Source organism: Pantoea sp. SGAir0183 (assembly GCF_043545505.1).
Genome location: NZ_CP028053.1, coordinates 362016 through 388268 on the forward strand (window position 1 = coordinate 362016; position 26253 = coordinate 388268).

A 26253-nucleotide genomic window follows, 5' to 3' on the forward strand; every position below is an offset into this window, starting at 1 on the left:
CGGATTGGGAAACTGAAAATGAATACACCATTCACTTACGCTTCACCTACGTTGACGGTTGATGCTTTAAAGCACTCAATTGCATACAAACTGATGTTCACCATTGGTAAAGACCCTTCCATTGCGAATAAACACGAATGGCTGAACGCCGCACTGCTGGCCGTGCGCGATCGTATGGTTGAGCGCTGGCTGCGTTCTAACCGCGCGCAACTTTCTCAGGATGTGCGGCAGGTTTATTACCTGTCGATGGAATTTCTGATGGGGCGCACGTTGGGTAATGCTCTGCTGGCGATGGGGATCTACGACGATCTCAATCTGGCGCTCGACGAAATGGGCCTCGATCTGGCCGAGTTGATGGAAGAAGAGAACGATCCCGGTCTGGGTAACGGTGGCCTGGGTCGCCTCGCGGCCTGCTTCCTGGACTCGCTGGCAACGCTCGGTATGCCGGGCCGCGGCTACGGCATTCGCTACGATTACGGCATGTTCAAACAGAATATTGTGGATGGCGAGCAGAAAGAGTCACCGGATTACTGGCTTGAATACGGCAACCCGTGGGAGTTCCAGCGTTTCAACACCCGTTATAAAGTTCGCTTCGGTGGCCGTGTTCAGCACGAAGGGGCCAAGGTTCGCTGGCTGGAAACCGAAGAGATTCTGGCTATGGCCTACGATCAAATCATCCCGGGCTACGATACGGATTCTACTAACACGTTACGTTTGTGGGGCGCGCAGGCCAGTAACGAAATCAACCTGGGTAAATTCAATCAGGGTGACTATTTTGCGGCTGTGGAAGACAAGAACCACTCAGAAAACGTGTCCCGCGTGCTTTACCCCGACGACTCAACCTATTCCGGTCGGGAACTGCGTTTGCGCCAGGAATATTTCCTCGTGTCGGCTACCGTGCAGGACATTCTGAATCGTCACTGGACGATGCACCGGACCTGGGGCAACCTGGCGGACAAAATTGCCATTCACCTCAATGACACCCATCCGGTGCTGGCGATTCCCGAGCTGATGCGGTTGTTGATTGATGAGCATAAATTTACCTGGGATGATGCGTTCGATGTGTGCTGCCAGGTGTTTTCGTATACCAACCACACCTTGATGAGCGAAGCGCTGGAAACCTGGCCGGTAGATATGATTGGCAAGATCCTGCCGCGCCACCTCAGCATCATTTTTGAAATCAACGACTTTTTCCTTAAAACGATTCAGGAATATTATCCTGACGACTGGGATCTGCTGTCGCGCATTTCTATCATTGATGAGAACGACGGGCGCCGGGTGCGCATGGCCTGGCTGGCCGTGGTCGTCAGTCACAAGGTCAATGGCGTTTCAGAGCTGCACTCGAACCTGATGGTTCAGTCCCTGTTTGCCGATTTCTCCCGCCTGTTCCCCGGCCGTTTCTGCAACAAAACCAATGGCGTTACGCCGCGCCGCTGGCTGGCGCTGGCAAACCCACCTCTGTCTGAATTACTGGATGAGCAGATTGGTCGTAACTGGCGGACAGATTTAAGCCAGCTCAGCGAGCTGAAAGCCTGTATCGATTACCCGGCCTTTATTGAGAAAGTGGCGGATGCCAAGCTGGAAAACAAAAAACGGCTCGCCGTCTGGGTAGCGAAAAACCTCGATGTGGTGATCGATCCTAACGCGTTGTTCGACGTTCAGATCAAGCGTATTCATGAGTATAAGCGCCAGTTACTTAACGTTCTGCACGTGATTACCCGTTACAACCGCATCAAGGCCGATCCCGATGCCGAGTGGGTGCCGCGCGTGAATATTTTTGCGGGTAAAGCGGCTTCGGCGTACTACGTTGCCAAGCACATTATCCATTTGATTAACGATGTGGCGAAGGTGATTAACAATGATCCTCAGGTTAAAAATAAGCTGAAGGTCGTCTTTATCCCTAACTACAGCGTGAGTCTGGCGCAGATTATTATTCCGGCGGCCGATCTCTCTGAGCAAATCTCGACAGCAGGTACCGAAGCCTCGGGCACCAGTAACATGAAATTTGCCCTCAACGGTGCGCTGACCATTGGCACGCTGGACGGTGCCAACGTCGAAATGCTGGAGCATGTGGGCAAAGAAAACTTCTTTATTTTTGGTAACACCACTCCGCAGGTCGAAGCCTTGCGTCAGGCAGGCTACAACCCGCGTAAGTACTATGAAGAAGATGCCGAACTGCACCAGGTGCTCACCCAGCTCGCCTCGGGTGTCTTTAGCCCGCAGGATCCGGGCCGCTACCGTAACCTGTTCGATTTGCTGGTGAACTTTGGCGATCACTACCAGTTGCTGGCGGATTACCGCAGTTATGTGGATACGCAGGATAAGGTCGATGAACTGTATCGTCAGCCAGACGAATGGCAGCGCCGCGCCGCCATGAACATCGCCGGCATGGGCTATTTCTCGTCTGACCGCACGATTCAGGAGTATGCGGATGAGATCTGGAATATTTCGCCGGTGAGGCTGTAGTCTGGCGGTAAAGTTGATATTGAGGGGGGCTGGTGACAGCCCCTTTTTTATTGGGGGCGTTGTTCGTGGGGTGAGGGTTTACGGTTGTGCGCCGGGAATATTTTGCCCGCGGGGCGGGGGGAGATTACGGTTGTGTGTCGGGAATATTTTGCCCGTGGGGCGGGGGAGATTACGGTCGTGCGCCGGGAATATTTTGCCCGCCGGGCGGGGGAGATTACAGTCGTACGCCGGGAATATTTTGCGCGCCGGGCGGGGGAGATTACGGTCCTGCACCGGGAATTTTCCGCCCGCCAGGCGACAGGGAGTTTCAGCCTGTCCGTGCAGGCGGCCGGGTTAAGGGGCTCGCGCCAGCCCCTTAACAATCCCGGCGGCCGGCAGCCGTCGCTGTTCCTTCGTCTCTCACTCCGGCCTGACGGACCGTCCGGATGCGCCGTCCCTGGCGCAGCCGTCCTCTGCGCGGCATCCTGCCGCTCCGTCCTGGCCTCCGTTCCCTCCTCAGCGCGCCGGATGCCGGCAGAAAAACCCCGCCTGTCAGTCCTGGTTTCTTTTAAAAGCGGGTGTTGTCTGTAGTGAATGTGTGCAGTGGGATTCAAAAAAGTTTTTATAAACAGGCATTGATTCAAAACCAGCAGACTGTAGGACTTTCCGGTCACCTACAGCGACACCGGAAGTGGCTTTAACACAGAGACAGTGAAGCGGGGGTTTGGGGCGGCCTTCCCACCCGCTGAGCGGATGAGGGATTTCCGGATGAGCCGACAGGACGTCGGCGAGAGCCGTGCCGCGCCACGGATGGCGCGTCCTGGCGGTCCGCAGAAATCCTGAAGCAGCGAAGGCACCGCGAAGCGGCGGGTGGGCAGGACGGGAGCCCGGGGTCAAGGGGCCGCGGCGGCTGGCGGCCCCTTGTCGGTCGCCCGCACCGGGCAGACTGAAACTCCCGGCCGTCTGGCGAGCGAAACCCTCTCAGCGCTTCATCAGCCGCTTTCCCACCACCGCCCAGCCGCGCAGGCAAAAAAAAACGGCACAACAGGCCGTAACCTGTTGTGCCGCACGCTCAACGCTGACGCGCTGTTACGAGGCCAGCGACAGCGTCGGCTTGGCCTTCTCCGCCAGCCACTCAGCGATACGGGCCTGCTGGGCTTCGTTGAGCCACATACCTTGCTTGGTGCGGCGCCAGATAGCGTCGTCGACTTCACGCACCCATTCATGCTGAACAAGGTAACGCAGTTCGGCCTCATAAAACTCGTGGCCAAAGTTCTCACCCAGATCTTCCAGCGACGTTGCATCGTTGAGCAGCAGTTCCGTGTTGCTGCCGTAAGTGCGGGAATAGTGGCGCGCCATGTTTTCAGTAATAAACGGATGACGGCGGCGCAGGCTGGCAGCGTAGTCATCACTGGTGCCAGAGATATTACCGCCGGGCAATACGCAGTTCTTCGTCCAGGCCGGGCCAGCCTTGGGATAATACTTCGCCAGTTTCTCCATCGCATGCTCAGCCAGCTTGCGATAGGTCGTTAATTTACCGCCAAAGACCGACAGTAATGGCGTTTTACCGTTTTCATCACGGACGTCCAGCGTGTAGTCACGGGTGATGGCCTGCGGCGAATCCGATTCATCATCACACAGCGGGCGCACGCCGGAATAGGTCCAGACGATATCGTCAGGCGTTAACTGCTTTTTAAAGTGGCCGTTGTACACTTTCAGGATGTAGTCGATTTCGTTGTCGTCAATAGCGACATTTTTCGGATCGCCTTTGTATTCCACGTCGGTTGTGCCGATGATGGAAAACTCGTCCATCCACGGAATGACAAACACAATACGGTTATCTTCGTTTTGCAGGATATAAGCCTGCTTCTCGTTGTGAACGCGTGGCACCACGATATGGCTGCCTTTAATCAGGCGGATACCGTAAGGCGACTTCAGCGCCAGTCCGTCGTCAAAGAATTGCTTAACCCAGGGGCCGGCTGCGTTGACCAGACCTTTGGCCTGCCAGGTCAAGGTTTTGCCGCTGTCAATGTCTTCTGCTTCGACCATCCACAGGCCATTTTCACGCCACGCGCGGGTAACGCGGGTACGGGTGCGCACTTCACCGCCATGCTTAACCACTTCCTGCGCATTGAGGACGACCATACGGGCATCATCGACCCAGCAGTCGGAATACTCGAAACCACGTTTAATTTCAGGCTTCAGCGCCGAATCCGGCCCAAAGGTCAGGCTTTTACTGCCCGGCAGGCTGGTGCGTTTGCCCAGGTGGTCATACATGAACAGACCGGTGCGAATCATCCAGGCCGGGCGCAGATGCGGACGGTGCGGCAGGCGGAAACGCATCGGGAACGCGATATGCGGTGCCATTTTTAGCAGCACTTCGCGCTCAGCCAGCGCTTCACTTACCAGACGAAACTCATAATGTTCAAGGTAGCGCAGGCCACCATGAATCAGTTTTGAACTGGCGGAAGAGGTCGCGCAAGCCAGGTCCCGCGCCTCTAGCATTAACACCGACAGTCCGCGTCCTGCAGCGTCTGCTGCGATGCCAGCACCGTTGATGCCGCCGCCGATAACGATCAGGTCTTTGGTTTCCACGTTGTCTCCTCCGATGTTCGGAATAGTTCACTTATGTTCGTTTTCGAGCATAATCATAATCGCAAACCAACATTGATGCCAGTATTTAACCGCTTAAAAACAATTTTGCGTGATATGGATAACATTATGTGTGCGGAAAGGTGAGTAGCCACAATTATTTTCAGGTTATTGCCGAGGATTATCGGGTTACACTAGCTGTCATTTTGATGATGAAACATGATGAGAGACACCATGGAAACCTACCAATGTATCGATGTTCACCAGGCGCAGGCGCATCTTGAGCAGGGCGCAGTGCTGGTGGATATTCGCGATGCGCAAAGTTTTGCACTCGGCCATGCCCGCGGCGCCTTGCATTTGTCGAACAGCAACCTCAATGATTTCATCAGCACCACTGACATGAGCCTGCCTGTACTGGTGATGTGCTATCACGGCAACAGCAGTAAGGGCGCGGCGGACTATCTGCATGGTCAGGGATTTGCCACGGCTTACAGTATAGATGGCGGATTTGACGCCTGGCGCGCCGCCTTTCCTCAACAGGTTGCCAGCGGCGCTGAATAAATAAGCGGGCGTAACACGGAGAGTGAGTAATGCGCATTACCCAATTTAATCAGCCGCGCATGGCGCAGGCTTTTGTTGACTACATGGCGACGCGTGGCGTGAAATTGCGTATTGAGCATGAAAGTCACTATGTCATTGTGCTGGATGATGAAAGTCAGCTTTCAATGGTCGAAAACGAACTTCAGGCGTTCGTGCGCGATCCCAATCATCCGCGCTACCAGGCAGCGAGCTGGCAAAGTGGTAAAACCGACAGCGGCCTGCGCTATGAGCGCAGCAACATCTGGGCAAACATACGTGAGCGGGCCGGACCATTGACGACCGTCGTGATGCTGGCCTGTATCGCCGTCTTTATTCTGATGCAGGTGCTGGGCGATCGCACCGTAATGTACTGGTTAGCCTGGCCCGATGCCGATCAGCACTTTGAGGTCTGGCGCTGGTTTAGTCATGCGTTGCTGCATTTTTCGCTGCTGCATATCCTGTTTAACCTGATGTGGTGGTGGTATCTCGGTGGAGCGGTTGAAAAACGGTTAGGCAGCGGCAAACTTTTTGTCATTTTACTGATCTCCGCCCTGCTCAGTGGCTGGCTGCAGGCAAAGTTCAGCGGCATCTGGTTTGGTGGTCTGTCCGGCGTGGTCTATGCATTAATGGGATATTGCTGGCTGCGTGGCGAACGCGATCCTGACAGTGGTATCTGTCTGGAGCGCGGGTTAATCGGATTTGCCCTCGTCTGGCTGGTGGTCGGCTGGTTTGGGGCCTTTGGTCTGGCCATCGCCAATGCCGCGCACGTGGGTGGGCTACTGGTTGGCCTGGCGATGGCATTTGTTGATACGCGCAAGAAAAAACGCTAGTCACAACGAAGAAGAATAAGCCCGAAACAGGAGAGGAATGTGAAGCAGACGCAACGTCATGACGCCATTATTGATCTGGTTCGGCGTCAGGGATATGTCAGTACTGAGGAGCTGGTCGACCATTTTGAAGTCAGCCCACAAACGATTCGTCGTGATTTAAACGACCTTGCCGATCAAAATAAAATTCAACGGCACCACGGTGGGGCGGCTTTGCCCTCCAGCTCGGAGAACACCGCCTGGCAGGACCGTAAAATGATGTGGTCGGCCGAAAAAGCGCGCATTGCCCAGCGCGTTGCCAGCCAGATTCCCGACGGCGCAACGCTGTTTATTGATATCGGCACCACGCCGGAAGCGGTGGCGCATGCGCTGCTGGGCCACAGCGATCTGCGCGTGGTGACGAACAACCTGAACGTAGCCATGTTGTTGATGGGCAAGCCGGACTTCAGAGTCATTATTGCGGGTGGCGAAGTACGTACCCGTGATGGCGCGGTCATGGGCGAAGCGACGCTGGACTTTATTTCACAGTTTCGCCTTGATTACGGCATCCTCGGGATTAGCGGCATTGATATGGACGGATCACTGCTGGAGTTCGACTACCACGAGGTGCGCACCAAGCGCGCCATCATCGAGAACTCACGCTGTGTCATGCTGGTTGTGGATCACTCGAAATTTGGACGTAATGCCATGGTCAACCTGGGCAATATGAGCCAGCTTGATTATCTTTATACCGATAAAATGCCGCCCGCCAGCGTCATGAAGGTGATTGAACAGCACGACGTTCACCTCGAACTTTGCTAATTCCTGCCCGCCAGTGAGTAAACTGGCGTTTTTTACCTCAGTCTGTCGCTTTTTCCCGCACTCACGTATTTAATTAAAACGGTCGCTGGCCATGTTGCCGGCCCATGCGCATGCCATGTTTACCTTACCCATATGGATACAAAGGGAGTGATATGCCACAGCAGAAATTCAATAAATCCCGCTTTCAGGCTGCATTAACCCGCCAATGGCAACATCTTGGCTACACCTCCGCCAGGCAAATGACGCCGCATCAGTGGTGGCAGGCACTCAGTGCCGCATTGAATGATGTGATCAGTGTGCAGCCCACCGCCCGATCCCTCTCGCCACAACGTCATGTGAACTATCTGTCGATGGAATTTCTGCTGGGACGTCTTACGGGCAATAACCTGCTTAATCTGGGCTGGTTTGATGAGGTAAAAGCCCTGCTGGCTGAACATCAGGTTGAGCTGAGCGAACTGCTGGAAGAAGAAGTCGATCCAGCCTTAGGTAACGGCGGCCTGGGAAGGCTGGCGGCCTGTTACATGGACGCCATGGCGACGGCAGGCCAGCCTGCAACCGGACATGGGCTTAATTATCAATATGGTCTGTTCCGCCAGCGCTTCGCAGAGGGCAAACAGGTTGAAGAACCGGATGACTGGGAGCGCGACACCTATCCCTGGTTTCGCCATAACGCAGCGCTGGATGTGCGTGTCGGGCTGGGTGGAAAAGTGATCAAGCGCGATGAAGGTCGCCTGGAATGGGTACCTGCCCTTTATCTTCGCGGGGAAGCCTGGGATCTGCCGATTACGGGATACCGTAACGGGGTGACGCTGCCGTTACGGCTGTGGAAAGCCACCAGCGAACATCCTTTTGACCTGACGCTGTTTAACGATGGTAAGTTTTTACAGGCTGAACAGCAGGGGATTGATGCCGCCAGCCTGACCAAAGTGCTTTATCCCAACGATAATCACCCACAGGGAAAACGCCTGCGCCTGATGCAGCAATATTTTCAGTGTGCCTGCGCAGTGGCGGATATTTTGCGACGTCATCATCAGGCAGGGCGCAGTATCCATGCCCTGCCAGACCATGAAGTGATCCAGCTAAACGATACGCATCCCACCATCGCTATACCGGAAATGCTGCGTGTATTACTGGATGCGCATCAGCTGAGTTGGGATGAGGCCTGGCATATCACCAGCCGCGTGTTTGCCTATACCAATCACACCTTAATGCCTGAAGCGCTGGAACGCTGGGATGAAAAGCTGATGCGCAGTGTGCTGCCGCGTCATATGGTCATTATCAAAGAGATCAATCGCCGCCTGAAACAGCAGGTTAAACAGCGCTGGCCAGGTGATAAATCGATATGGAAGAAGCTGGCAGTGGTGGCCGATGGTCAGGTGCGCATGGCAAACCTGTGCGTGGTGAGCGGTTTTGCAGTGAATGGCGTGGCGGCCCTGCATTCCGGCCTGGTCGTGACCGATCTTTTCCCCGAGTACCATCAGCTTTGGCCGCAAAAATTCCACAATGTCACGAACGGCATCACGCCGCGCCGCTGGATTAAGCAGTGTAATCCCGCCCTGTCGAGCCTGATTGACGACACGCTTCAATGCGAATGGGTCAATAATCTGACGGCCTTACAGGGGCTGGAGCCCTGTGCGGATGATCCTGCCTTCCGTGAGCGCTTCCGTGCGGTTAAGCGCCATAACAAAGCGCGTCTGGCTACCTACATTGCGCAGCGCACCGGCATCCTTGTTAATCCAGAAGCGATCTTTGATGTGCAGATCAAGCGGCTGCATGAGTATAAGCGTCAGCATTTAGGCCTGTTGCATATTCTGCACTGCTATAAACGCGTTCGCGATAATCCCGATGATGCCAGCATGATTCCCCGCGTGTTTCTCTTTGGTGCCAAAGCCGCACCGGGTTATTACCTGGCAAAAAACATTATCTATGCCATCAACAAGGTGGCAGACGTGGTGAATAACGACCCGCTTGTTGGCGACAAACTCAAAGTCGTCTTTATGCCGGATTACCGCATTACGGCAGCCGAATACCTGATCCCTGCTGCCGATCTGTCGGAGCAGATCTCCACAGCGGGCTACGAAGCCTCAGGCACAGGCAACATGAAGCTGGCATTAAATGGCGCACTCACTATTGGCACGCTGGATGGGGCGAATGTAGAAATCGCCGAACAGGTCGGCGAAGAAAACATCTTTATTTTCGGCCATACCGTGGATGAGGTTAAGGCGCTTAAAGCGGCAGGTTACAAGCCGCAAAAGATCCGCAAGCATAACAAAGAGCTGGATGAATTACTGACGTCTCTGAAAAAAGGGAAGTTCAGTAATGGCGATAAGCATGCATTCGACCTAATGTTGGAGAGTCTGACAAAAAATGGCGATCCCTGGCTGGTGCTGGCGGATTATCAGGCTTACGTCGATGCGCAAAAACGCGTTGAGGCGTTATGGCGCGATCAGGAAGCCTGGACGCGCGCCGCCATTCTCAATACGGCACGAGCCGGGTTTTTTAGTTCGGATCGTTCGATTCGGGACTACCAACAGCGCATCTGGCAGGCGCAACGCTAAGGAATTGCGATGACATCCTCTTCACTTGATAAAGCCGCACTGGCGGCAGGAATAGCGCTGACGTACTTCAATGCGAACGGTGAACCGGAAGCGATCAGCGATGAGACAAAGCGTGCCTTGCTCGCCGTGATGGAAAACCCGCAGAAAGCCAGCAAATCACCGCTGCCGCCTGTTGTGGTCTTCAGCGGTAATCGCCAACGCGTGCTGGCGCCACAGATTGACGGTCGCATAAGCTGGCAGTTGCAGACAGAGAAAGGCAAAACTTTTAGCGGAACACTCGAAGGTGGTGCGCCCTTTACGCTGCCTTCTCCTCTGGGGCAGGGTTATCACCAGCTTACCTTGAGCAAGGGTAAACGTACGTGGCAGACGAGAGTGATCGTTGCGCCGCGCCGCTGTTATCTGCCACCGGCCTTGCGTGCCGGAGAGAAACGTTGGGGCGCGCTGGTTCAGCTTTATACCGTGCGTTCAGCGAAAAACTGGGGCATTGGTGATTTTGGCGATCTGGAATATTTGCTGGAGCAGCTTGCCGCGCGCGGTGGTGATTTTGTCGGCCTGAATCCCCTGCACGCGCTCTATCCGGCCAGCCCCGCTTTTGCCAGCCCTTACAGTCCGTCGTCCCGTCGCTGGTTAAACATTATCTATATCGATGTGGCACAGGTAGAGGATTTCCAGCAGAGCCGCGCGGCGCAAAAGTGGTGGAAAAGCGCGAAAACCCAAAAAGCACTCAGCAAGGCCCGGGAAAGTGAGTGGGTGGATTACGATGCAGTGATGGCGCTGAAGCTGACGGCGTTGCGCCATAGCTGGACTCAGTTCCAGGCTCGGGGTGCGGAAGATGAGCAGAAACAACGCTTTGCCGAATTTATCCAGCAAGGGGGCAACAGTTTGCGCTATCAGGCCGTTTATGACGGTCTGCAGGCAGACATGCAGCGTGAAGGCTCCGCGCTGACAGGCTGGCCTGCCTGGTCCGAAAGCTGGCGTGACTGCCGCTCCGCGGAGGTGCAGAACTGGTGCGAACAGCACGGCGAGGAGATTGCTTTCTGGCAGTGGTTGCAGTGGCTGGCGCAGCAGCAGTTTTCGCAGTGCTGGGCGCGCAGTCAGGCGCTGGGTATGAGTGTCGGCCTGTACCGCGATCTGGCCGTCGGCGTAGCAGAAGGCAGCGCTGAAACCTGGCACGATCCAGAGCTCTACCGGCTGAAAGCGTCCATCGGCGCGCCGCCCGATCGGCTTGGTCCGCTGGGCCAAAACTGGGGGCTGCCGCCGATGGATCCCCATGTTCTGCAGGCCAGAGGTTATCAACCCTTTATCGACATCCTGCGTGCGAATATGCGTGACTGCGGCGCGCTACGTATCGACCACGTAATGGCGCTTCTGCGCCTCTGGTGGGTACCGGCGGGTGAAACGGCGGATAAAGGGGCATATGTGGCTTATCCGGTTCACGATCTGTTAGGTATTCTGGCGCTGGAAAGCCACCGACAGGGCTGTATGGTGATCGGTGAGGATTTAGGTACCGTGCCTGAAGAGATTGTCAGTCTGCTGCGCGACAGTGGCGTCTTTTCGTGGAAAGTGTTGTGGTTTGAACAGGGCAGGCAGGGCCAGTATCGCGCGCCCCGGGTCTATCCACGGCAGTCAATCGCCAGCGCCAGCACGCACGATCTGCCCACATTGACAGGGTTCTGGAGTGGCGGCGATTTGCAGCTTGGCGAGGAGCTTGGGCTTTATCCCGATAAAAAAACTGTCCTCAACCTGCAGCAGCAGCGACTGAAGCAAAAGCAGGCACTGCTCGATGCACTACATAAAGCGGGCGCGGTGCCGGCACGGAGCGCAAAACAGGCGGCGTCGCTGGCGATGACGCCCGGTCTGAATCAGTCTGTGCACCGTTTTCTGGCGGACACCAACAGTGCACTGCTTGGGTTGCAGCCTGAGGACTGGCTGGGCATGACCACGCCGGTTAACGTGCCGGGCACCGTCGATCAATATCCCAACTGGCGCCGCAAGCTGGTGCAGCCACTGGAAAGCATCTTTGCCGATGATGACGTCAATGAGCTACTGAAAACCGTGACTAAACGGCGAAAGGCGGGATAACGGGAACGCGCGACAGCCGGGCTGTCGCGCGTAAACATCAGTAGAACGAGTGCTCGCCACGCTGGTGCTCAGTAATATCGCGCACGCCTTTCAACTGCGGGAAGGCTGCCAGCAACTCTTTCTCAATGCCATCCTTCAGGGTAACGTCGATCATCGAACAGCCGTTACAGCCGCCACCAAACTGCAGGATAGCAAAACCGTCGTCGGTGATTTCCATCAGCGAAACGCGTCCGCCATGTCCGGCCAGCTGTGGGTTAATCTGCGCCTGTAACAGGTACTCCACGCGCTCAACCAGTGGCGCATCGTCTGAGACTTTACGCATCTTAGCGTTAGGCGCCTTCAGCGTCAGCTGTGAGCCCAGGTTATCGGTGACGAAGTCAATTTCAGCGTCTTCCAGATAGGGCGCGCTCAGTTCATCAACATACGCGGACAGTTTTTCAAACTTAAGTTCAGTATCCGTGGCTTCAACCGCATCGGGTGGGCAGTATGACACGCCGCATTCGGCCGTTGGCGTACCCGGGTTAATCACGAATACGCGAATCTGGGTGCCATCTTCTTGTTTAGACAGCAGTTTTGAAAAATGCTCTTGGGCAGAATCAGTAATTCGGATCATGTCAGTTGCTCAATAGTTGACTAATTTAGTTGGTTATAATACGCCCATCATTCGGGCTCTACAAGGTACGGCACAGGCACCAGATGTGCACGCTGGCTGCGCCTTGCGCCCGGAGCAGCTGGCTGATTTCTTTGACCGTACTGCCGGTGGTGACCACATCATCGATCAGGGCGATATGGCGTCCGGTGACATCGGCTTCAAGATGAAACGCTCCTCGCAAGTTGCGACGACGCTGGCGGGCGCTTAAGTGATGCTGAACGGCACCTGCGCGCCGTCGGTATAACGCCGGACTGAATGCACAGCCCAGCCAGTGAGCCAGGGGTGCGGCCAGCAGGGCCGTTTGATTGTAGCCGCGCCACCAGCAGCGTCGTGAATGCAGCGGAACACACATCAGCAGATCGGGACGGCTCGTCCGTTTGCTACGGTACGCATTCAACCAGCTTAACAAAAGCAAACGCGCCAGCATCACCCTTAGTGCGGTCGTCCCGGAGAATTTTAACTGGTTTACCCATGTGCTGAGCGGGGGCTGCCAGGCGCTGACGCAGACTAACGTCTGCCAGGGCGGCGGGTGACGCAGGCAGCGCCCGCAGGCCAGGTTGCCAGAAGCGGCAGGCAGACCGCACACCGGGCATAACGGGGGCAGGCGGGGCAACTGGCGCAGACAGACACAGCAAATGCCGTACCGGGCAAGACGTAGCGGCAACTGGCATAGCCAACACAGGGCGGGCATTGGTAGCATAGTGGCCTCCTTATTAATGAATGATGGAAGCATAACGGATGAGCTCACTTTACTGGCATACCTGCGGCGAAGGAGATAACGATCTTGTGCTGCTGCACGGTTGGGGACTGAATGCGGAAGTGTGGCAAAACATCGTGCCGCGACTCAGCACGCATTTCCGTCTGCACTTAGTGGATTTACCCGGTTATGGCCGCAGCCAGGGATTCCCGGCGATGTCGCTGGAAGCGATGGCACAGGTGCTTGAGCCGCATCTGCCCTCGCGCGCCACTGTACTGGGCTGGTCTCTGGGCGGGCTGGTTGCCACGCAGCTGGCGTTGAGCATCCCCGAACGATTACGTGCCCTGATTACCGTCGCCTCGTCACCTTGCTTTACCGCCCGCGATGACTGGCCTGGGATTGCCCCTTTAACCTTACATAACTTTCAGCAGCAGCTGAGTCAGGACTTTCAGCGTACCGTTGAGCGTTTTCTGGCTCTGCAAACCATGGGCTCGGAAAGCGCCCGCGCCGATGCACGCCAGCTGAAAGACATTGTGCTGTCACAGCCGATGCCCGACGTAGCGGTGCTGAATGGTGGCCTGCAGATTCTGAGCGAATGCGATTTACGTGACAGGCTTGCCACGCTTTCACTGCCTTTTCTGCGCATCTATGGCGCGCTGGATGGTCTGGTGCCACGTCGCATTGCGCAACAGCTTGACCAACAGTTACCGGCATCGCCTTCTGTTGTGACAGACAAAGCCGCACATGCGCCGTTTATTTCTCATCCTGACGCCTTCTGCCAGCATATTATTTCATTTATCAGCGGATTAGACAGTTAACCCAGACCGTAACTGGCAAATTTCTGTGTAGCGGCAATACTTGATGAGTGAGCAAGGCCGCTGCACTTCTATGCGATTAGTCAGGGAAATGACTATGCCGTTCGATATAGCCTTAAGCGATTTGCGGCTGCTTACATCTCAACAATGGATCATGAATGAGGGTAGACAAATGAAGGTTATGAAATGGGTAGTTGCATCAGTGATGATGGGCGCAGTGTCATTTTCTGCACTGGCGGCGAAAGAAGTCACCAAAGAAGAAGTGCAGAAGATGAATCTGACCAAAATTGGTACCGTAAACACCACGGCAGAAACCACCTCGCCAATGGATGCCAAGAAGAAGCTGTCAAAAGCAGCGGATGAGAAGGGCGGCAAGTACTTCCTGGTGATCGCGGGCCGTGAGCACGGTAAGTTCAGTGCAACTGCGGAAGTGTACAAGTAATTAGCGTAGCCACATGAATTGCCAGGCATCCAGCACCACGGGCTGGGTGCCATCCACCTTCTCACCTCTGATCACATCCTGAAAAAGGCGCGCTTCGGGTAACAGCGCTTTAACCTGTCTGCCACTGAGATTAAATACACACAGTAACGCATCGCCGCGGACGGGCTCATCACGCTTCATTATTAACAGCGCATTATCACTTTGAAAGAGCTGCATCGGATTATCGGGATGGAAAGCGGCCAGACGGCGACGCTGCTGAATCAGTTTACTCAAATGCGTATAAACCTGATGGCGTAAACCGTTCCTGTTTGCCAGCGCGTCTTCAATCTCCGGCATCGCATATTTTTGCCGGTTGATCGCCCGGTTATGGCCGGCTTCGCGTACGCCCTCATAATCGTTACGTGCACCCAGTATGCTCTGGATATAAATGGCGGGTACGCCCGGAAACGCCAGTAAGATAGCGTGTGCTAACATAAAGCGTTTGAGCCGCGTTTCATCGTCATCGCCTTCACGGTTGAGCGCGTCGAAATAGGTCACGTTGATTTCATAGGGGCTGGTTGTGCCATCAGGATTATTTTTGTACGAGATCAGCGCACCTTCCAGCGCCAGATCGCGCACCAGGGCGGTAATTTCCACTTCAGATAAAATACCGCGTGCCGGATTCAGGCCAATACCATCGTGCGATGCCAGGAAATTGAAAAAAGTGGTATTGCCATTGCCTGTCGTAAGGGTACTGGCCCATTGGCATAACGCACGCGCCGAGCCGGTGTGGATGGCGTGCAGCACCAGCGGCGGCAGCGAGAACTGATACACCATCTGGGCTTCATCATAACCCTTGCCGAAATAGCTGATGTTGTCTTTATGCGGCACATTGGTTTCAGTAATGATCACGGTGCCCGGTGCAACCTCGTCGGCGATGGCGCGAAACAGTTTGACCAGCAGATGCGTTTTTTCGAGGTGAATGCACGTGGTGCCGGGTGTTTTCCACATATAGCCCACTGCATCCAGCCGTACGTAATCGGCTCCACGTTTCAGGTAGTCGAGCAGGACCTCAACCATGCGCAGCAGCACGTCAGGGCTGGCAAAGTTCAGGTCAATTTGATCGTCGCTGAAGGTGGTCCAGACAAAACGAATGTCACCGTTTGCCAGCGTGAACGGGGTGAGCAAGGGCGACGTCCGTGGCCGCGTTACCGCACTCAGATCGGTAGTGGGCGGCAGGCTTATAAAAAAATCATCCCAGCCCGGGTCCTGTGCAAGATAATGCTTAAACCATGCGCTGTGCGCCGACATATGGTTACAGACAAAATCGAACATCAGTCGTGTTTCCTGATGCAGCAGGGCAATGTCATGCCAGTCGCCACATAACGGATTGACCTGATGGTAATCGATGACGGAAAAACCGTCGTCGGACGAATAAGGATAGAACGGCAGAAGGTGCACCAGTGGAAAGGTCGACTGCAAATGCTGCTGATAAAAGCGTGAGAAAGTGCGGAGCGTAGGCGTATTCGGTTCGCGAAACTGATCGGCATAGGTAATCAGTACGACATCCTGTTCGTCCCAGTGCGCTTTACGTGGCAATTTTGTGGTATCGCGAGCGTCTGCAATCAGGACGAGCAGGCGTTCACGTAAAGCCTGTGGAAAGGCATCGGCATAAATCGCATCGAGTAAAGCAGTGATTTTTTCCATTTTAAGGGGCTGCCACAGCGGGTGTCGTTATTATCACGGGCGTCTTTTTAGCGTAGCGTCAGGGTGAGGATTTTCAACTTAATCGCACGCGCAGCCAGCGAAAGGGCGCAACGGCTTGCTGGCAGGCAAAGCCTGGCGGAGGGCTAAGAACAGCGTAAAGGGGAAGAGAGGGTGAAGCGTCGCCTCCTTCCGCACCGGGAAAGAGGCGACGTAAACGCCGTTAACTAGCGCTTCTTACCGAAGGCCGCAGCCAGGGCATCACCCATGGCGCTGTTACCTGCTGGCTGACTGGTGGGACGCGCCCGGCCTTTGTTCGCTGCGGGACGTCTTTCCTCACGTGCCGTGCTGCTCTTACCACTGCGGGCATGGCCTTCACCCGGCTGCTCGTCAAGACGCATAGTAAGCGCGATACGTTTACGCTGCAGATCCACTTCCATGACTTTGACCTTGACGATGTCGCCCGCCTTCACGACCTGATGCGGATCGTCCACAAACTTATCGGACAGGGAAGAAATATGGACCAGCCCGTCCTGATGAACGCCAATATCCACGAAAGCACCGAAGTTAGTGACGTTAGTGACCGCACCTTCCAGCACCATGCCCGGCATCAGGTCGTTCAGGGTTTCCACGCCTTCCGCGAACTGCGCGGTTTTAAACTCAGGACGGGGATCGCGGCCGGGTTTTTCCAGCTCTTTCATGATGTCAGTCACGGTCGGCAAGCCGAAACGCGCATCGGTAAAGTCCACAGCGTTCAGATTCCGCAGGCTGGCCGGATTGCCCATCAAATCGGTCAGGGCCTGTTCCGTGGCCGCCAGAATGCGCTCGACGACCGGATAGGCTTCGGGGTGAACCGTAGACGCATCCAGCGGGTTATCGCCGTGATTGATACGCAGGAAGCCTGCGCATTGCTCAAAGGCTTTCGGCCCCAGGCGGCTCACCTTGAGTAACTGCTGACGATTCTGAAAACGCCCGTTTTCGTCACGCCAGCCGACGATATTTTGCGCCATCATGCGCGTCAGACCTGCTACGCGCGTCAGCAGCGGTACGGAAGCGGTGTTCAGATCAACGCCGACGGCATTCACGCAGTCTTCCACGACCGCATCCAGCTTTTTCGCCAGCTGACTCTGGCTGACGTCATGCTGATACTGGCCTACACCAATGGATTTCGGGTCGATTTTCACCAGCTCGGCAAGAGGATCCTGTAAGCGGCGGGCAATGGAAACCGCCCCGCGCAGGGAGACATCCAAATCCGGGAACTCCTGCGCCGCTAACTCTGACGCGGAGTAGACCGATGCGCCCGCTTCGCTGACGATCACTTTTTGCGCCGTGACCTGCGGGAACTGCTTTTGCAGATCAAGGAAGAAACGTTCGGTTTCACGTGAGGCGGTACCGTTTCCGATCGCCACCAGTTCGACCTGGTGCTTCACGCACAGCGCCGCCACGGCCGCCGCCGCTTTCGCGGCCTGGCCGGTATGGGGATAAACGGTATCGGTGGCGACCAGCTTGCCGGTGGCGTCAACGACGGCAACTTTCACGCCGGTACGCAGGCCCGGATCCAGGCCCATAGTGGCACGCATGCCCGCAGGTGCCGCCATCAACAGATCGTGCAGGTTGCGTGCAAAGACGTTGATGGCCTCATCTTCGGCCCGCTCGCGAACCGTGCCCATCAGCTCAGTTTCCAGATGCAACATCACCTTGATGCGCCAGGTCCAGCTGACCACAGCCTTGCGCCAGCTGTCGGCGGGCGCGTTATTCAGTCTCAGGTTCAGGTGTTCGGCAATCAGGGTTTCGCCATGACTTTCGCACGGTGGCTCATCAAACTGCGGATCGGCATTCAGCGACAGTTGCAGCACGCCTTCATTACGTCCGCGCAGCATCGCCAGTGCACGGTGAGACGGTACGGTATGCAGCGGCTCATGGTGGTCGAAATAGTCGCGGAATTTCGCGCCCGCTTCCTCTTTACCTTCCACCACTTTCGATACCAGATGGGCATTCTTCCACAAATAGTGGCGTACTTTAGCCAGCAGCGCGGCATCTTCAGCAAAGCGCTCCATCAGAATATAGCGCGCGCCATCAAGGGCTGCGCGCACATCGGCGACACCGTTATCGGCATTCACATAACCGGCAGCCAGCTGCTCCGGATCGTGCGAGGGATCCTGCCACAATGTCTCGGCCAACGGCTCCAGACCGGCTTCGATGGCGATTTGCCCACGGGTGCGGCGTTTGGGTTTGTAGGGCAGGTAAAGATCTTCGAGTTCTGTTTTGCTGAGCGTTGCATTGATGGCCTGAGCCAGGTCGTCGGTGAGTTTTCCCTGTTCCTCAATGGATTTCAGGATGGCCTGCCTGCGTTCAGCGAGTTCACGCAGGTAGCCGAGGCGGGTTTCCAGCTGGCGGAGTTGCGTATCATCCAGACCGCCCGTCACCTCTTTACGATAACGTGCAATGAATGGCACGGTATTCCCTTCATCCAACAGGCGGACGGCGGCGTCAACTTGCTCGGGGCGCGCCTGGAGCTCACTTGCAATTAGCTGGCTAAGAACATTCATCATCGGACTATTATGCTTTCTGGGTTGAGAAATAGCCGATAGTTATACGGATTGATGGGCGAAAATGCCAGAGAATGGGCCTGCTTTCAGCGATATTCTGAATCAGGCTTCAATATAGCTAATTTCATTAACATACCAGGCGGCCGGCCCGGCTGGCGTCTCAACAATGGCCATATCACCGACCGCTTTTTTTAACAGCGCGCGGGCCATCGGCGAGTCAATCGAGATGTAATCCTTACGGCCAAAAATTTCATCGTAGCCCACGATACGAAAGCGTTTCACTTCACCGTCGTCATTCTCGACTTCCACCCAGGCACCAAAAAATACTTTGCCGTCCTGTTGGGGCGAATAATCCACAATACGCAGTTGCTCAAGACTTTTGCTGAGATAGCGGACGCGGCGGTCAATCTCGCGCAAACGCTTCTTATTGTACTGGTAATCGGCATTTTCACTCCGATCGCCCAGGCTGGCAGCCCAGGTCACTTTTTTGGTGACCTCGGGTCGCTCTTCCCGCCACAGATAATCAAGTTCAGCTTTTAAGGTGTTAAAACCTTCACGGGTAATCAGTCGCGTTCTCATGTACTGCAGCCGGTCAAATCAAAAGAGCTTCAGTGTAAAGCAAATCCGGTGTGGCGAAAAAGGGGGCGAGAAAAGGGTTTTTAACAGGCTAAAAACCCTTTTACTGCGCTTCACGCTCAGGGAAGCACAATGAGGCGAGGAGGCTGACTTATTTACCCGCTTTGGTCGACGTCGTGGTTGAGGTGCTGCTGCTGTTACCATCACCGCCGCCACCGCCTGCGGTCGCCAGCGCTACGCCCAACAGCGCGCCAATGGCACCAATACCGATGGCATTGGAGTTGCCCTGAGCGGTTGTGGTGGCCTGTGCACCGGCGGCTTCACCGGCTGCAGGGGCGGCATAACTTTGGCTGATGCTGGACAAGGCCAGTACGCTCAGCAGTAAGATCGTTTTTTTCATGTTTTCCCCGTAAAGCGACAGATTGGCGTTGCTTTAGTCTGGGTGATATCAGGCAGTACGCAAAGTGAGCTTTACTGATTGATTTATTGGACTTTATCTGCAAGTGGACTCATTAAAAGCGGATCTCATACTAATCCGAGAACGGTCGCGTATTATCCTGTTTTTTTGCGGAAGAATATGCTGTTATCAGAGTCATAAACCGCAGCTTGCCGGAGAAGTGGGCAATAACAGATTCGATTTAAGTCAAATTTTCTGGCAACCCGTTGTTTTTGTTAACGCGATTATTACTGGTACGGTGTTAAAACCAGTAAATAGCGGAATTTTAGCCAATATTTCAGATTTGCCGTATTCTGTCCCTCGGAGGACGAAACGGAACGGCTTCTCCATCAGCAGAACATGAATTTAAATATAAGCTGCTGTTTAATATGCTTTGTAACAATTTTGACTAGAATATAAACCATTAAACACTGTCGCTGGGCCACATGTTTTTTTAACAATATTGGCTCAGGCAATCGCGCCTTTGGGAGTTAAAAATGCAAGAAAACTACAAGATCCTGGTCGTCGATGACGATATGCGTTTACGCGCTCTGCTTGAACGCTACCTTACCGAACAAGGCTTTCAGGTGCGCAGTGTCGCCAACGCCGAGCAGATGGATCGTCTGTTAACCCGCGAATCCTTCCATTTGATGGTGCTGGATCTGATGCTGCCTGGCGAAGATGGGCTGTCGATTTGCCGCCGTCTGCGTAGCCAGAGCAACCCCATGCCTATCATCATGGTCACAGCTAAGGGTGAAGAAGTGGACCGTATCGTGGGGCTGGAAATCGGTGCGGACGACTATATTCCCAAGCCATTCAACCCGCGTGAACTGCTGGCGCGCATTCGTGCCGTGCTGCGTCGTCAGGCCAATGAGCTGCCCGGTGCGCCTTCGCAGGAAGAAGCGGTCATCGCGTTTGGTAAGTTCAAGCTCAATCTGGGCACGCGGGAAATGTTCCGTGAAGATGAACCTATGCCGTTAACCAGCGGCGAATTCGCCGTGCTTAAGGCGCTGGTGAGTCACCCACGTGAGCCGCTGTCGCGCGATAAACTGATGAACCTGGCCCGCGGTCGTGAATACAGTGCTATGGAGCGTTCCATTGACGTTCAGATCTCTCGCCTGCGCCGCATGGTGGAAGAAGATCCGGCTCACCCACGCTACATCCAGACCGTTTGGGGCCTGGGTTACGTCTTTGTGCCGGACGGCAGTAAAGCATGAGGCGGTTGCGCTTCTCGCCACGAAGTTCGTTTGCCCGCACCCTGCTGTTGATCGTTACCTTGCTGTTTGTCAGCCTGGTAACGACCTACCTGGTGGTGCTGAACTTCGCCATTCTTCCCAGCCTGCAACAGTTCAATAAGGTTCTGGCGTATGAAGTCCGTATGCTGATGACGGACCGTTTACAACTGGAAGATGGCACGCAGCTGGAAGTGCCACCCGCGTTTCGCCGCGAAATCTATCGTGAACTGGGTATTTCGCTCTATACCAATGCGGCAGCAGAGGAGAGCGGACTGCGCTGGGCACAGCATTATAAGTTCCTCAGCGATCAGATGGGGCAGCAGCTTGGTGGCCCGACCGATGTGCGCGTCGAGGTTAATAAAAACTCCCCGGTTGTCTGGTTAAAGACCTGGCTGTCGCCCGATATCTGGGTGCGCGTGCCGCTGACTGAAATTCACCAGGGTGATTTCTCGCCGCTGTTCCGCTATACCCTGGCGATAATGTTGCTGGCGATCGGCGGGGCCTGGCTATTTATCCGCATACAAAACCGCCCGTTGGTGGACCTGGAACACGCCGCACTGCAGGTCGGCAAAGGCATTATCCCGCCGCCACTGCGTGAGTATGGCGCGTCAGAAGTGCGCTCGGTCACGCGCGCGTTCAACCAGATGGCGGCAGGCGTTAAACAGCTCGCTGACGACAGAACGTTGCTCATGGCGGGCGTCAGCCACGATTTACGTACGCCGTTAACCCGTATTCGCCTCGCCACAGAGATGATGAACGAGCAGGATGGCTATCTGGCCGAATCGATCAATAAAGATATCGAAGAGTGCAATGCCATCATCGAGCAGTTCATTGACTACCTGCGCACCGGTCAGGAAATGCAGACCGAACTGGCCGACCTGAACAGCGTTTTAGGTGAAGTGGTGGCCGCAGAAAGCGGTTACGAGCGTGAAATCGAAAATGCGGTGATGGCGGAAGAGTTGATGCTGGAGATTAATCCCCTTTCCATTAAACGTGCGCTGGCTAACCTGGTGGTGAACGCAGCACGTTATGGAAATGGCTGGATCAAGGTCAGCAGCGGTCGGGAACTGCATCGCGCCTGGTTCCAGGTTGAAGACGATGGCCCGGGTATTAAACCCGATCAACTGGCCCATTTGTTCCAGCCCTTTGTGCGCGGTGACAGTGCGCGTAGCACCAGCGGTACCGGTCTGGGACTGGCTATCGTGCAGCGTATTATCGATGCACATCAGGGTTCGCTGGAAATTGGCGACAGTGAGCGGGGAGGATTACGCATCCGTGCCTGGCTGCCGTTAGCAGAAACCCCGGAAGCGGTTCAAAACAGCGGCAATCTTTCGCTGAGCTAAAACAACGGCGCGGCGGTTCAGGCCGCGCCGTGGCGATTAGCGCTGTGGACCGGCTTTAACCAACGCGGCACCTGCCGCATTATCGGTATACTTCTCAAAGTTAGTGATAAAACGCTGGGCCAAATCATCCGCCGCAGCGTGCCACTTCGCTTCACTTTCCCAGCTACGACGTGGATCCAGGGTGTCTTCATCCAGATCGCCCAGGGTTTTAGGGACCTGAAGGTTGAATACCGGCAGCGTTTCCGTTGGCGCATCATCCAGTTCACCGGCCAGAATCGCGTTGATAATGGCGCGGGTATTTTTCAGCGAAATGCGTTTTCCACTGCCGTTCCAGCCGGTGTTAACCAGATAAGCCTGCGCACCGGCCGCTTCCATGCGCTTCACCAGCACTTCTGCATACTGCGTGGGGTGCAGTGTCAGGAAGGCGGCACCAAAGCAGGCTGAGAATGTTGGCGTGGGGGCGGTCACACCACGTTCCGTGCCGGCAAGCTTGGCGGTGAATCCCGACAGGAAATGGTACTGCGTCTGCTCTGGCGTTAAACGGGAGACCGGAGGCAGTACGCCAAAGGCATCGGCGGTCAGGAAAATCACCTTCTTCGCATGACCTGCTTTGGAAACCGGCTGCACGATATTATCGATGTGATGAATCGGATAGGAGACGCGGGTGTTTTCGGTTTTGCTGTCATCCGCAAAATCGATACTGCCGTCTTCACGCACCACAACGTTTTCCAGCAGCGCATTGCGGCGAATGGCGCGGTAGATTTCGGGCTCGGCCTGCTCAGAAAGATTAATCGTTTTGGCGTAGCAGCCACCTTCAAAGTTAAACACGCCGTCATCGTCCCAGCCGTGTTCATCATCGCCAATAAGCTGGCGATCCGGATCGGTAGACAATGTGGTTTTACCCGTGCCGGACAGACCAAAGAACACCGCCACGTCACCGGCTTTACCCACGTTGGCCGAGCAGTGCATTGACGCAATGCCTTTCAGTGGGAGCAGGTAGTTCATGATTGCGAACAGCCCTTTTTTCATCTCCCCGCCATACCAGGTGCCGCCAATCAGCTGCATCCTTTCCGTCAGGTTAAAGGCCACGAAGTTCTCAGAATGCAGTCCCTGCGCCTGCCAGTCCGGATTGGTGCATTTTGCGCCGTTCATGACCACAAAATCCGGCGTGAAGTTATCCAGTTCGGCAGCGCTGGGCTGGATAAACATGTTTTTCACAAAGTGTGCCTGCCAGGCCACTTCGGTAATAAAGCGTACGCTCAGGCGTGAGTCAGGATTGGCACCGCAGAAGGCATCCACAATAAACAGACGCTTACCTGAAAGCTGCTGCGTCACGCATTTTTTCAGCGCTTGCCAGGTTTCCTGCGACAGAGGCTGGTTATCGTTTTTTCCGGTGCCTTGATCGTTCCACCACAACGTATCGCGCGTGGTGTCATCCCGGACGATGTACTTATCCTTAGGCGAGCGCCCGGTAAACACCCCGGTATCGACTGCGATTGCGCCGCTTTGCGTCAGGGTGCCACGCTCAAAACCTTCGAGCTCCGGGCGCATCTCTTCCTGAAATAACGTGTCGTAATCAGGGTTGTGAACCACCTCAGTGGTATCGGTGATGCCCAGATCGGCAAGGGCTTTCGAGGTCAGGCCGTTAACGCGCATTTTACTGCTCCTTAAATCGGTGTCTGTTCTGTACGGGCAAAAAGAGTTTGGGATCGTGTCGGTCAAAGGCCGCCCGGTCAGGCGAGGAGACAGATCGCGCGCAGTGTACTCTACTGAGTCTGAGGGGGAAGGTATGTTCTTTTAAAAATGCGACTCAGGGCGCGTTAAGGTCGTGTTTCGAACGTTTTTAAGATGTTAAGAAAGTAAAAAAAGATAATTTATCAAGTAAATTAAGGGCATAGCAAAGCAGAGGTGAGGGCGGCAGAACCGCCCTGGTCGGATCAGTGAAGACGGTTGCTGTTTTCCACGGAGTTGCTGCGGATACCGGCAATATCGACAGCATCGAAAACATAATGCGATCCGCAATAGTCGCAATGCATATCGATTTTGCCGTCTTCGGCAATAATCTCATCGACTTCTTCCTGCGGCAGCGTTTTCAGGACCTCGCCGCAACGTTCGCGCGAGCAGGTACATTTGTAGATCACCGGCTGGGGATCGTAAACGGTCACTTCTTCCTGATGGTACAGTCGCCAGAGCACATCAGTTGCCGGCAGGTCGATCAATTCTTCTGTTTTAATCGTCTCTGTCAACGTAGCGAGATGGTCGAAATCCTCTTTATCCGTGTCCTGCGCGGGCAGAACCTGTAACAGAATCCCGGCGGCGCCTGCATCGCTGGTGCGGATAAACAGTCGGGTTGGCAGCTGTTCTGAACGCATGAAGTAATCTTCCAGGCATTCGCTCAGCGTGTCACCTTCCAGACCGACCACGCCCTGATAGCGCTCACCTTTTTCTGGCGTAATCGTAATCACCAGATAGCCGTTGCCCACCATGCTCTTAAGCGTGCTGTCGTCAGGGATCTCGCCTTTCATTCGCGCGACACCGCGTAATTCCTGCTGATTATTCCCATTGATCACGGCCAGCGTCAGCGGACCATCGCCCTGCAACTGCACGGTGATCTCACCATCAAATTTCAGCGTCGCGGTAAGCAGGCTGGTTGCCACCAGTAACTCACCCAGCAGGGTTTGCACAGCGGGTGGATAATCGTGGTTTTTAATGGTTTCACGCCAGGTGTTTGAAACGTTGACCAGTTCGCCACGAACAGCAGCATTTTCAAACAGATAACGGCGCAGTTGATCGTTTACAGACATAATTTTTCTCTCTTTGGGCGGGCGGTGAGCGGCATCAAGGCCTGTCTTACTCATCACCCGATAACTTAAATTTCATCAAATCGCGGCGCTCTTTTTTGTCAGGCCGGCGATCGGGATGGGGCATAGTCAGCGCATTCATTTTGCGCGCCAGCGCCATTTTTTCGCGCTTCTCAATGCTGGCGTCCGTTTCACGATAAAGCTGCTGCGCTTCACTGGCCGGGCGCCGCTGTTCGCTGATCCCGGTAATTACGACGGTACGTTCATCATTGCCCTGGCGCAGTGTTAGCTCCGCATCACGTTCAACCAGCTTACTTGGTTTGCTGCGCTGACCATTGTAATGAACCTTACCGCCTTCAATCATCTCGCGCGCAATGGAACGGGTTTTATAGAACCGCGCCGCCCAAAGCCATTTATCAAGACGAACACCGTCTTCAGATTTTTCTTTCATAGCTGCTCCCAGGCCTGGATCACTGTGCGGTAATGGCTTATTGCATAGTGACGCTGAAAGGGTTGTTCGGGACGACCGGAATCAGGATTACGGATGCCTAAACACCAGCCGATTCCCCAGGATTTAGCGACATCAAGAAGGATTTCGTTGTCATCAATGAACAATGTTCGTGATGCATCAAAGCCCGTGTGTTGCGCGACCGCCTGCCACAAACGTTGATCTTCTTTCGGATAGCCAAAGGTATGGGTGGAAAGTAATAAATCAAGGTGTGGTGCTAAACCTGTTTGTCGTCGTTTAACGTCCAGATTCCAGGGATGCGCATTGGTCAGCAGAATAGTGCGCTTACCTGCGCGCCGCAGCATCTGCAGAAAAGGCAGCGTATCGGGCCGTAAGCGGACGCGATGACGGTGTGCCCAGAGCATCGCGTGGATATCCAGTTGCAGGGCCTCTGACCAGTAGTCCAGACAATACCAGTTTAGCGTATGGGACACGGCCTGATATTTTTCTTCCATCAGCTGCCGCGCGTGTTTGACAGGGATGCCCCGATGCGCGCTCAGCGCATCCGGCACCTGTTCCCGCCAAAAGACGCGGTCAAACGCCAGATCCAGTAACGTGCCGTCCATATCCAACAGCACGGTATCAATATCAGAACCGTTACACATCATGGCGGATTTACCCATTGCCTTTTC

General features: G+C 55.0%; 21 protein-coding genes. 10 read left to right on the forward strand and 11 right to left on the reverse strand.

All coding sequences use genetic code 11. The features are described from left to right. Positions 1 to 18 precede the first annotated feature (18 nt). Positions 19 to 2466, forward strand: coding sequence for a glycogen phosphorylase (gene glgP, locus C1N59_RS01660; RefSeq protein WP_033738164.1), 2448 nt, complete (start codon positions 19 to 21; stop codon positions 2464 to 2466). A gap of 1068 nt (positions 2467 to 3534) precedes the next feature. Here glgP and glpD read toward each other — a convergent pair. Next, entirely contained in the window at positions 3535 to 5040 is a 1506-nt protein-coding gene (gene glpD, locus C1N59_RS01665) for a glycerol-3-phosphate dehydrogenase (protein ID WP_054632964.1), read from the reverse strand. Between the two features lie 231 nt (positions 5041 to 5271). Here glpD and glpE point away from each other — a divergent pair, with 231 nt between their 5' ends. The 5 genes from glpE (at position 5272) to malQ (ending at position 11884) form a co-directional block, all read left to right on the forward strand. Further along, positions 5272 to 5598 (forward strand): thiosulfate sulfurtransferase GlpE, encoded by a 327-nt coding sequence (glpE, locus tag C1N59_RS01670; protein ID WP_006121025.1) that lies wholly within the window; start codon positions 5272 to 5274, stop codon positions 5596 to 5598. Between the two features lie 29 nt (positions 5599 to 5627). Next, positions 5628 to 6446 (forward strand): rhomboid family intramembrane serine protease GlpG, encoded by an 819-nt coding sequence (gene glpG, locus C1N59_RS01675; protein ID WP_394550221.1) that lies wholly within the window; start codon positions 5628 to 5630, stop codon positions 6444 to 6446. Between the two features lie 39 nt (positions 6447 to 6485). Then, positions 6486 to 7244 (forward strand): DeoR/GlpR family transcriptional regulator, encoded by a 759-nt coding sequence (locus C1N59_RS01680; RefSeq protein WP_006121023.1) that lies wholly within the window; start codon positions 6486 to 6488, stop codon positions 7242 to 7244. Between the two features lie 152 nt (positions 7245 to 7396). Then, positions 7397 to 9802, forward strand: a complete 2406-nt coding sequence (gene malP / locus C1N59_RS01685) for a maltodextrin phosphorylase (protein WP_394550222.1) — start codon at positions 7397 to 7399, stop codon at positions 9800 to 9802. Positions 9803 to 9811: 9 nt separating this feature from the next. Continuing rightward, a complete protein-coding gene (malQ, locus tag C1N59_RS01690) occupies positions 9812 to 11884 on the forward strand; it encodes a 4-alpha-glucanotransferase (protein ID WP_394550223.1) in 2073 nt (690 codons plus the stop codon). A 37-nt stretch (positions 11885 to 11921) separates the two neighbouring features. On the opposite strand, the gene nfuA is transcribed toward malQ, so the two are convergent. After that, entirely contained in the window at positions 11922 to 12497 is a 576-nt protein-coding gene (nfuA, locus tag C1N59_RS01695) for a Fe-S biogenesis protein NfuA (protein ID WP_033741605.1), read from the reverse strand. A 58-nt stretch (positions 12498 to 12555) separates the two neighbouring features. After that, on the reverse strand, positions 12556 to 13236 hold the full coding sequence (gene gntX, locus C1N59_RS01700; RefSeq protein WP_394550224.1) for a DNA utilization protein GntX: 681 nt from the start codon (positions 13234 to 13236) through the stop codon (positions 12556 to 12558). Positions 13237 to 13274: 38 nt separating this feature from the next. Between gntX and bioH the strand changes: the two genes are divergently transcribed. Together bioH and C1N59_RS01710 are read left to right on the forward strand one after the other, a co-directional pair. Further along, positions 13275 to 14051, forward strand: a complete 777-nt coding sequence (gene bioH, locus C1N59_RS01705) for a pimeloyl-ACP methyl ester esterase BioH (RefSeq protein WP_394550226.1) — start codon at positions 13275 to 13277, stop codon at positions 14049 to 14051. 169 nt (positions 14052 to 14220) lie between these two features. Beyond that, on the forward strand, positions 14221 to 14490 hold the full coding sequence (locus C1N59_RS01710; protein WP_006121016.1) for a YdgH/BhsA/McbA-like domain containing protein: 270 nt from the start codon (positions 14221 to 14223) through the stop codon (positions 14488 to 14490). Here the strand turns inward: C1N59_RS01710 and C1N59_RS01715 are convergent, their stop codons facing one another. From C1N59_RS01715 to yjbE, 4 genes are all read right to left on the reverse strand, one after another. Beyond that, positions 14491 to 16176 (reverse strand): sugar phosphorylase, encoded by a 1686-nt coding sequence (locus C1N59_RS01715; RefSeq protein ID WP_394550227.1) that lies wholly within the window; start codon positions 16174 to 16176, stop codon positions 14491 to 14493. It lies immediately after the preceding gene. 224 nt (positions 16177 to 16400) lie between these two features. Continuing rightward, positions 16401 to 18725 carry a Tex family protein gene (locus tag C1N59_RS01720; protein WP_394550228.1) on the reverse strand — a complete coding sequence of 775 codons (2325 nt, stop codon included), beginning with the start codon at positions 18723 to 18725 and terminating at the stop codon, positions 16401 to 16403. Positions 18726 to 18824: 99 nt separating this feature from the next. After that, positions 18825 to 19301: a transcription elongation factor GreB gene (greB, locus tag C1N59_RS01725; protein WP_033741594.1), complete on the reverse strand. Its 477-nt coding sequence runs from the start codon at positions 19299 to 19301 to the stop codon at positions 18825 to 18827. 148 nt (positions 19302 to 19449) lie between these two features. Then, positions 19450 to 19698 (reverse strand): exopolysaccharide production protein YjbE, encoded by a 249-nt coding sequence (gene yjbE / locus C1N59_RS01730; protein ID WP_006121012.1) that lies wholly within the window; start codon positions 19696 to 19698, stop codon positions 19450 to 19452. A 533-nt stretch (positions 19699 to 20231) separates the two neighbouring features. Here yjbE and ompR point away from each other — a divergent pair. Beyond that, on the forward strand, positions 20232 to 20951 hold the full coding sequence (gene ompR / locus C1N59_RS01735; protein WP_001157751.1) for an osmolarity response regulator transcription factor OmpR: 720 nt from the start codon (positions 20232 to 20234) through the stop codon (positions 20949 to 20951). Continuing rightward, the gene (envZ, locus tag C1N59_RS01740) at positions 20948 to 22312 is read left to right on the forward strand and encodes a two-component system sensor histidine kinase EnvZ (protein WP_006121011.1); all 1365 of its coding nucleotides are present in this window, start codon (positions 20948 to 20950) and stop codon (positions 22310 to 22312) included. Before ompR ends, envZ begins: the two co-directional genes overlap by 4 nt. A 36-nt stretch (positions 22313 to 22348) precedes the next feature. Here the strand turns inward: envZ and pckA are convergent, their stop codons facing one another. The 4 genes from pckA to yrfG all read right to left on the reverse strand — a co-directional run bounded on the left by pckA (position 22349) and on the right by yrfG (position 26226). Next, positions 22349 to 23968 carry a phosphoenolpyruvate carboxykinase (ATP) gene (pckA, locus tag C1N59_RS01745; protein WP_054686900.1) on the reverse strand — a complete coding sequence of 540 codons (1620 nt, stop codon included), beginning with the start codon at positions 23966 to 23968 and terminating at the stop codon, positions 22349 to 22351. A 281-nt stretch (positions 23969 to 24249) separates the two neighbouring features. Next, positions 24250 to 25116 carry an Hsp33 family molecular chaperone HslO gene (gene hslO / locus C1N59_RS01750; protein ID WP_006121009.1) on the reverse strand — a complete coding sequence of 289 codons (867 nt, stop codon included), beginning with the start codon at positions 25114 to 25116 and terminating at the stop codon, positions 24250 to 24252. A 46-nt stretch (positions 25117 to 25162) separates the two neighbouring features. Then, the gene (hslR, locus tag C1N59_RS01755) at positions 25163 to 25564 is read right to left on the reverse strand and encodes a ribosome-associated heat shock protein Hsp15 (RefSeq protein ID WP_006121008.1); all 402 of its coding nucleotides are present in this window, start codon (positions 25562 to 25564) and stop codon (positions 25163 to 25165) included. Next, on the reverse strand, positions 25561 to 26226 hold the full coding sequence (gene yrfG / locus C1N59_RS01760) for a GMP/IMP nucleotidase (protein ID WP_394550769.1): 666 nt from the start codon (positions 26224 to 26226) through the stop codon (positions 25561 to 25563). The genes hslR and yrfG overlap by 4 nt, the downstream gene beginning before the upstream one ends. Positions 26227 to 26253: the final 27 nt, after the last annotated feature.